The sequence below is a fragment of the Robertmurraya sp. DFI.2.37 genome (assembly GCF_029211245.1).
In the GTDB taxonomy this organism is placed as follows: Bacteria; Bacillota; Bacilli; order Bacillales; family Cytobacillaceae; genus Robertmurraya; species Robertmurraya methanolica_A.
Genome location: NZ_JARGEJ010000610.1, coordinates 1 through 303 on the forward strand (window position 1 = coordinate 1; position 303 = coordinate 303).

The 303-nt window shown below is 40.6% G+C and carries 1 pseudogene; it reads left to right on the plus strand.

Annotation, left to right across the window (positions count from 1 at the left end):
- Positions 1-303 (plus strand): annotated as a pseudogene (locus PZE06_RS27905) (S9 family peptidase); the annotation flags it as partial.

Below are 303 nucleotides of genomic sequence, written 5' to 3' on the forward strand. Positions count from 1 at the left end.
CTTGAATTGGAAACGAAAAAATTCGAAAAGATCACACCGGGGACTGGTTATTTTGGAGGAGCCACTTGGTCTCCAAACGGGAGATATATCGGCATACTTGGCCATGAACGTGAATATGAAAATGCTACATTAATGAAAATTTGGGTTTATGATACTGAACAAAAGGAACTCTCCTGTCTTACAGCGGAGTCTGATTTGCTTATAGGAGATTTTGCGATTGGCGATTTTCACCAGGAGCCGTTTCACCAGGGATACTCTGGGCTGAAGATAATGAAAGTTTTTATTTTCTGGCATCTGATTATG